This is a genomic window from Nesterenkonia alkaliphila (assembly GCF_009758175.1).
Taxonomy (GTDB): Bacteria; Actinomycetota; Actinomycetes; order Actinomycetales; family Micrococcaceae; genus Nesterenkonia; species Nesterenkonia alkaliphila.
Map to the genome: position 1 here is coordinate 1 of NZ_WRPM01000037.1, position 2,417 is coordinate 2,417.

Consider the following 2,417-nt stretch of genomic DNA (forward strand, 5'->3'; position numbering starts at 1 on the left):
CCAAAGCAGGAGAAAACCAGAATGACCACTACGACCGACTCGCCCACCGCAGGCCACGGTTACTTCAGCGACAAGGACCGCTACCTCGCCCGCCTCAAGCGCATCGAAGGCCAGGCCCGCGGCATCCACAGGATGGTGGACCAAGACGCCTACGGCCCCTCAGGAGGTGAGTAGGGTTTCGCATCCTGCCTCTTTCCGGCTCGCTTGACGCGGTGACTTGGGTGCCCTGGTGGCCGTCGAAGACTATGGAAAGGGAGTTGCCGGGTTGAGTTGGCGGCGTCGTTCATCGCTTTCGTCGTCGAGAGGTCCAGGCCAGGTAGGACCCCAGCGTTCCTGCCACGCCGATTCCTGCACCCAAGAGCGGGCCAGACCAGCGACGAAGCCTCTCGTCGTCTGCGCTCACTAACTCGCCAACGCCTCTGACGAACGCTGCAGCAATAAGCCCAGCTACCAGCCGGTTCCCGATCCGTTCTGCTCTCCCCATGAGAGGTTCTAGCTCGGCTGCCCGCAGATGCAGCTCGACACCATCGGTGTCGACGGATTCGAGTATCCGCCGGAGCATCCCGGGGAACTCCAGGGCAAGCTCAGCAGCCTCGCCGCTGGCCTGGCCGAGCAGCCTGGCGTAAGCGAGAGGACCGGCTTGTTGCACGGCAAGCTTGCGCACATGAGGGCCGAGTGCCTCACCTAGGTTGAATTCAGGGTCCAGCCGGACGCCCATGCCTTCGGCCATTAGAACCATCTTAAGGACCAAGGCGATTTCGCGTGGAAGCTGCAGGTGGTGATGTCGCAGCAGGGCCAGCACTCTTCTGATCAGAGCGGGAATGTCGATATCTCCCAGGAGGCGGCCTTGGTAGAGAGCAACAACTCCTTTGAGGTCCTCACGCAGCTGGGCCCGCTCCACGGCACGATTCGCGGTCGACAGATCCAACAGAGCCTGAGCAATCCGGCCCGGATCGGCGCGAACCAGAGCGACCAACAGGGCGCCGAGCTGGTGGCGCAACCGGTCATCAATTTCACCGACCATGCCAAAGTCGATTAAACCGATGCGGCCGCTCGGTTCTATGAACAAGTTCCCGGGGTGAGGATCAGCATGGAAGAAGCCATCCTCGAAGACCATTTTTGCGATAGCCCCAACCGCGCGGTTAGCTAATGCCTGGCGATCAATACCAGCCCGATCAAGGCCTTCGATGTCATCAACCTTTAATCCAGTGAGCCGCTCCAGGGTCAGGACCCGTGAGGTGGTGTATTCCCAATAGACCCGGGGGACGTAGACACCAGAATCATCCTCGAAACTCTCAGCAATTCGCTGGGCATTGCTGCCTTCCTGCATGTAGTCGAGTTCGGCTCGAAGGGTCCGTGCGAACTCCTGGGCCAAACCCACCACATCGTAGCCACTGGCAGCCTCCCACCTACGCGAGGCTTTGGAGGCAAGATTCTGCAGAATCTCGAGATCCTCCTGAACTTGTGACACTACCCCGGGCCGACGAACCTTGATCACGAGTCGGGTCCCGTCCCCAAGGCGGGCCGAATGTGCCTGTCCGATCGACGCGCTGGCCAGGGGTTCGGCATCAAAGTCAGCGAAAAGTGTTTCGGGTGCCGCGCCCAGTTCTTGTTCAATGAGGCGAGAAGCTGCATCACCTGCGAAAGGAGGCGTGCCGTCCTGCAGTTTACTCAACTCCTGCAGATAGCCAGCAGGCAACAGGTCCGAACGTGTGGACAGCATCTGACCCAACTTGGTGAAGGTTGGGCCGAGTTCTTCCAGAGCGAGCCGGAGATGCTCTGGGTTCGTGTACGGGGACTGCTGGGTCTTATGGCCCAGTAGTCCCCGATGGAATGGGACCATTTTCTCCAGCCCCGCGATGCCGATGAGGAACCCCAAACCATGACGAGCCAACACCTCGGCGATTTCGCGGTATCGCTCTTTATAGCTGCTCACGGACACAGATGCTCCTCGTCAGAAAACTGGCCGGCCAATTCGGGGCAGCCCATGCGCAATGGCTACGAATAGTTATCCACCATCATTGGAACATAACATTTTCTGACTGTTTGGTTCCTCGGCAAGTTTACGGGGGCACGACTTTCAGTGAAGCGGCCCTGGTCGGCTTGGTTTACTCGTTGAATCTGGGGGCCAGTTGGTCTGGAGCGGCGGAACGGTGTTCGGCCGACAGCTGGAAGACGCAGCACCCCCACAGCCTCGCGGCCATCAAAGACCACCAGGGGGCGCACCTGCCGTCATCGAAGACCTCGAGAGCATCCTCAACCGTGTCATCGACGTATAAGCGTGGCTGCTTCCTCACGGCACTGACACAACCTCTGCCCCTACTGTCAACGCGCCGGACCCACCTAACCAAGTACTACTAGTGTCCTGCGCCTTTAGTTCGTTGCATTAGTCGGCCGAGGGACTCAAGGATCTCTTC

Annotated in this window: 1 protein-coding gene and 1 pseudogene; one reads left to right on the forward strand and one right to left on the reverse strand. The window is 59.7% G+C overall.

Going from position 1 to position 2,417, the window contains the following annotated elements; translation table 11 throughout:
* Window positions 1-21: 21 nt before the first annotated feature.
* Window positions 22-153 (forward strand): annotated as a pseudogene (locus GNZ21_RS05565) (metal-sensitive transcriptional regulator); the annotation flags it as partial.
* 130 nt (window positions 154-283) lie between these two features.
* Here the strand turns inward: GNZ21_RS05565 and GNZ21_RS05570 are convergent.
* Window positions 284-1,936 (reverse strand): ABC1 kinase family protein, encoded by a 1,653-nt coding sequence (locus tag GNZ21_RS05570; RefSeq protein ID WP_229659643.1) that lies wholly within the window; start codon window positions 1,934-1,936, stop codon window positions 284-286.
* Window positions 1,937-2,417 lie beyond the last annotated feature (481 nt).